Genomic DNA, 5253 nt, shown 5'->3' with positions numbered 1-5253 from the left:
CCTTCGACCACCGCCGCGCCTCTGGATGCGGCCGCCGTATCGCAATCGTCAGGCTTCGCCCGTGACCACACGCGGCCGACGGATCATCTTTTCCATCAGCCGGTCCATCGCGGTATCGAGATCAGTGCACCGGCCCGTATGAACCGGTGACACCTGGATGCTCGTGCTGCGCGGCGCGACGAGCCAGTCGAAGCGCTCACGGACAGAGAGCCGGCCGATCGGCCCTGCCCCTTGCCCGCCGGCGCATATCACCGGGATGGCCGACAGGGCGATCTGGATCGACCTCAGATCGACCGCGGGATCGAGTGCCAGCAGCCGCGCCTCATCCAGCTCGACACGCGCCTTGAGGAAGCCCTTTGGCGCGCAGGCGACGATGACGCCCGCGTTGACGAATTCGCCGCGCTCGACGTGCGGGACGACCCGCACGATCGCGTAGTCATAGGTGCGCAGATCGGGCACGGACGGCCTCCTCGACAAACTTGCGTGGCGATTGAAGACGCGCCACCAGATACCGCACGTAGGCTTCGCGCTGTTCGCTTTTGGTCTGGAACAGTGGGGTCTCCTCCAGCCAGTCGTCGGGAACGAGGTCGAGGATGCGACTGATCGCCTCGGCAGGCAAGCGGCCGATCATCTCGGCGTCGGTCTCGGCGATGCGGCTGGCCAAGCTCAGCAGCACATGGTCCTTGATCATCGAAAACGGGCTGGCGCTGCGCTCCAGATAGCCTTCCCACTGGTGATGGAAGATCAGCGCGGCACCATGGTCGATGAGCCAGAGCTTCTGATGCCACATCAGCAGGTTGGTGTTCCTGGGGGTGCGGTCGACGTTGGAGACAAAGGCGTCGTGCCAGACGATTGCCGATGCCAGCTCAGGCTCAGGTTGATGGACCAGCGGATCGAAGGCCACCGAGCCTGGCAGGTAGTCCAAAGCCAGGTTGAGCCCGGCGCTGGCGCGGATGAGGTCCTGAATCTCGGGATCGGGCTCGGTGCGTGCCAGCTCGGCGTCGAGCTCGATCAACACGATCTCCGGCACCGGCAAGCCCACCTCGCGGGCCAGCTCGCCTGCGACCAATTCGGCGATCAGCGCTTTGCACCCCTGCCCCGCGCCGCGAAACTTCAGCACATACAGGCCGTCGTCATCTGCCTCGACAACGGCAGGCAACGACCCGCCTTCGCGCAGCGGCGTGACATATCGCGTGGCGGTGATCGTTCTCATGGTGCTCCTCGCAGAATTATCCCCTGGCCTGCGAGCCGGTCGATCACCACAAAGGCCGGCGCCCGCCGGATCAACCCAGTCGCATCGGATACGAGGCCCGCAAGCGGCTCTAGCAAACCCGAGCCTGCACAGCACCGTCGACGACGTCGACCTCAAGGATAGCGCCGTCAGGCACGTCGCCAAAGAGGGCGCGTGCGATCGCAGCAACCACGTGCTGCTCGACGGCGCGCTGCAGCAGTCGCGCGCCGTATCGCGGGCTGAAGCCGACGGAGGCGACAAAGTCGACCACCGCTGGCGCAAAGCGCAGCGTCAGGCCGCGCCGAAGCAGTCCCTCGCGTCGCTCGAGCGCCTGCAGCTCCTGCCGCGCGATCGATACGATGGACTCAAAGCCCAGCGGCGCAAAGTGCACGAGGCGGTCGATGCGGTTGAAGAACTCCGGGCGGAAGAACTGGCGGATCTCGTGTGTCGCGTCAACGCTGGCGTCCGCGTTCGCAAAGCTGGGCGACGAGCCGTGGCGTACGCCCAGGTTGGTGGTCATCACGACGATCGTGCCGCGGAAGTCGGTGACGCGGCCCTGGCTGTCGCGCAGCCGGCCCTCGTCGAGCACGCCCAACAGCATGTCGAACACCGAGGCGTCGGCCTTCTCGATCTCGTCGAGCAACACCACCGAGAACGGCCGCTGCCGTACGTGCTCCACCAGCTTGCCGGGGCGCTTGCCGGTACCGATCAGGCGTGCGATCTGGAACGCATGCTGGAACTCGCTCATGTCGACGCGGAACAGCGGATCGACCCCACTGTTGGCGCCGTAGAAATAACCCGCCAGCGCCTTGGCCGCCGCCGTCTTGCCGACGCCGGTGGGCCCCGCGAGCAGCAGCGTCGCGATGGGTTTGGCCGGGTCGTTGAGGCCCGACTTGAACAGGTACACCACGTCCTTCAGCTGGCGGATCGCGGCGTCCTGCCCGAACAGCTGGCCGGCAAAGTAGGCTTGCACCTCGGCATCGTCCAGCGGCTGGTCATCTCGCAGGAAGCGCTCGGGCAGGCCTGTGAAGCGCGCGAACTGCGCGATCGCCCGTGTCTCGGTCACCACGGGCACGCGGTCGGCGATCGCCTCACGCACGCACTCGCCGAAGAAGCGCACGGCCTTGCCGGGGAAACGCTCGTAGCGCACGTAGCGGTTGAGCAGGCGATAGCCAATGTCGAGTGCCGCCTGCTCGATCTCCACCGACAAGGCGCTCTTGGACTGCGCCGCGAACAGCTCCAACACGCGGCGCGCGCGCTGGCCATCCATCTCGGGCAGACTCAATGGCTCGAAGCAGTCGACGAAGGCGGGCAACTTGCGGCGTGCTGCCTCCAGTTCGCCCGGGTTCGCCTCGCCGATCAAACGCAGCGTGCCGCGCTTCAACGCCGGCAGCAGGTAGGCGGCCATCGACTCTTCGGGGCCTTCGCCGCCGACCTGCAGCAGGTTCAGGAAGTCGGAGACCCACAGCACGCCGCGCGAGATGTCCAGCCACTGCATCGCCTGGTCACACAGCGCCTGCCATTCGCCGAGGTACTTGGCGCGGCCGACCAGACGCTCCGAATTGCTGCGCCAGAACGTCGGCGGCGCGTCGCGGTCGGTGGTGGCGCGGTGCGCCTTGCGGATCGCCTCTGCGATGACCACGCTCTTGCCAACGCCGGTCTCGCCCAGCAGCAGCAGGTTGCCGCCGCGCACCAGGCGCGCAKCGATCTCGTCGACCAGCGCGCCCTGCTCCCACGCCGTCTCCGAAAAGCCCTGCGCCGAGCGGCGGCCACCGGTTTCGGGCAGACGGTCGGCCACGATGGCCAGTTGGGCGTGCGCCTCGCGCACATGGCGCGGCACGTGTTGGCGCGAGGCCGGACGATCCTCGCGACGTGACTCCACCAGCTCCAGCCACGGCGTGCCGCGCGCCACGTAGCGCTGAGCCTGCTCCGGCGCCGTGCCATCGAGGCGATCGCGCGTGTAGTGCTGGATCAGCATCGGCAACTGCGCCTCGTCGTAGTAGTAGAAGCTCTCCTCCAGCCAGGGCAGCCAGCACTTCAGGTAACCCTCGCTCGCCTTGGCGCCGTACACCGCCGCGACAGAGATCTCGGTGGGCGTGGGCACCGGGAAGCTGCCCTTGTCCGTGCGATGCGCGAGATTGATCTGCACCTTCACGATGCGCAGTTGCGGGTCGTCGATATCGGGGTCGGGCACGTACTGGTTGCGCTCGCGTTCGCGCTGCAAGGTCTCAGCCATCGCGGTCTTGAGCCGCTTCGCATTGCGCTCGACCGCCTCGAAGCCGGTGCCCAGCAGAACGCCGAAGACCGCGTCGTCGTCAAGCTGCCAGCAGACCAGGGGATAGGACAGCACGGCCAACTCAGTGCTCCTCTTGCGATYGCGCCGGTGCCACCGCATTCCATAGCAGCAGGCGCCAGTCGTCTTCGGACAAGGGTTCGGCGAACTTGCGCATGTGCCCTGAGCGCAGGTCGGTCAGGCGGCGCTGCTCGCCGTCCTTCACAGGCTCGTACCGGATACGCACGACCTCGGTGGGGAGCACCGCCGCCGTGTCGCCTTCCAGCGGCAGCATGCGCACCGCCAGCGGCACGGGCCGGTCGTCGCCCAGGTACCAGAAATGCACGCCGCACTCGCCGGCGAACACGTCGGCCAGACCCGCACCCTCGAAGCAGCGAACGCCCGGCGCGGGAGGCGGCAGCTCGTGGGCGTCGAGTTGGGACAGCAGCGCGGCGTAGTCAGACCACGCTGTCTTCACCAGCGCCGCACTGTCGCCCGCCTGCAGCGACGCGATCTCGACGCACACTCGGTCGATACCGCGGTGCGCGAGGCAGTCCGCGCGCCGCGCCAGCAGGCTCAGCTCGAGCTGCCAGCGAACGAGCTCCGATTCGACGCCGCGCATTAGCGTCGATTCGGCCTGCAGGCGATCGAAGAACTCATGGATGTCGAGTCGGGCTTCCAGCATGTCGCTGAGTGGGCGGCTGTACCAGCGCCATTCGCGCGAGCGGAGCGGCGCGAGCGACGTTCGGCCAGCCGGCACCTTTCGACGTTCGGCCAGATCCCAGCAGCGGCGTTCGAGCACTTCGCGCAGCGGGTCAAGCCGCACCTGCAAGGCGCGAAGCGCGAACGCGATGTCGTCGGGCGGACCGGCATCCAGCGCCGCCAGCAGCGATGCCTGCAGGGCCAACACCAAGTCGCGCACGCGTTCGTAGCCGGACGCCGTTCCTTCGTCGACGGGCAACGGCACCGGGCGGGCGCTGGCATAGCTCAGCAGCGTCGCGCGCGTGGCGAGCGCACCGTCTGCGAACGACACGTCCAGCAGCATCGGATTGCCGGGATGCGACGAGGCGAGCCGCTGTGCGATCGGGCCGGTGAGCGCGCGTTCGATGCCGCGTTTGAGTGCGCGCGCACCAAGTGACTCGTCTCGTCCCATTTCCGCGAGATGATCCAACGAATCGCCGGAGACGTTCAGGAAGGTCAGGCGTCGCACGAAGCCGTCGCGCGCGAGCACGCGCTCGAGCTGCAGGCGAGCGATGCCGGCGATGTCCTCGCGTGCCAGCGGTGTGAAGCCGACGACCTGGTCGATGCGGTTCAGGAATTCGGGCCGGAAGAAGCGCTCCACCGCCTCGCGGTAGGTGTGGGCCGCATCGCTGGCCTGATGCGTAAAGCCGGTGCGGCGCTCGGCCGCGGCGGCCCCGAGGTTGGATGTGAGGATCACCACGCACTGCGAGAAATCGGTGGTGCGGCCCAGCGCGTCCGTTAGACGCCCCTCTCCCAGCAATTGCAGCAGCAGGTCGTGCACGGCCGGATGCGCCTTCTCGATCTCGTCGAGCAGCAGCACGCAAGCGCGCCGCTGCCGCACCGCGGCAGTGAGCTGACCATCAGGCCGCGCCGCGTCACCGATCAGGCGGTCAGTGGCATCGGCGTCGACGTACTCATTCATGTCGAAGCGAACGAGGCCGCCCTCGTCGGCGAACAGGTAGTCGGCCAGCAGCTTGGCCGCCTCGCTCTTGCCCACGCCGGTGGGGCC

At 67.7% G+C, this 5253-nt stretch carries 4 protein-coding genes; all 4 read right to left on the bottom strand.

Features of this window, described 5'->3' with window-relative positions:
• Positions 1 to 48 precede the first annotated feature (48 nt).
• Positions 49 to 459 carry a DUF3037 domain-containing protein gene (locus AC1DYI_RS25585; protein ID WP_477206948.1) on the bottom strand — a complete coding sequence of 137 codons (411 nt, stop codon included), beginning with the start codon at positions 457 to 459 and terminating at the stop codon, positions 49 to 51.
• Positions 437 to 1213, bottom strand: a complete 777-nt coding sequence (locus AC1DYI_RS25580) for a HipA family kinase (protein ID WP_477206947.1) — start codon at positions 1211 to 1213, stop codon at positions 437 to 439. The genes AC1DYI_RS25585 and AC1DYI_RS25580 overlap by 23 nt, the downstream gene beginning before the upstream one ends.
• 109 nt (positions 1214 to 1322) lie before the next feature.
• The gene (locus tag AC1DYI_RS25575) at positions 1323 to 3581 is read right to left on the bottom strand and encodes an AAA family ATPase (protein WP_477206950.1); all 2259 of its coding nucleotides are present in this window, start codon (positions 3579 to 3581) and stop codon (positions 1323 to 1325) included.
• Between the two features lie 7 nt (positions 3582 to 3588).
• Positions 3589 to 5241 (bottom strand): AAA family ATPase, encoded by a 1653-nt coding sequence (locus AC1DYI_RS25570; RefSeq protein ID WP_477206949.1) that lies wholly within the window; start codon positions 5239 to 5241, stop codon positions 3589 to 3591.
• Between the last annotated feature and the right edge of the window lie 12 nt (positions 5242 to 5253).

It is taken from the genome of Ideonella sp. P3_A4 (assembly GCF_056403075.1).
Note: the sequence above shows the minus strand (reverse complement) of the source record. Positions and strands in the feature narration are given on the sequence as shown.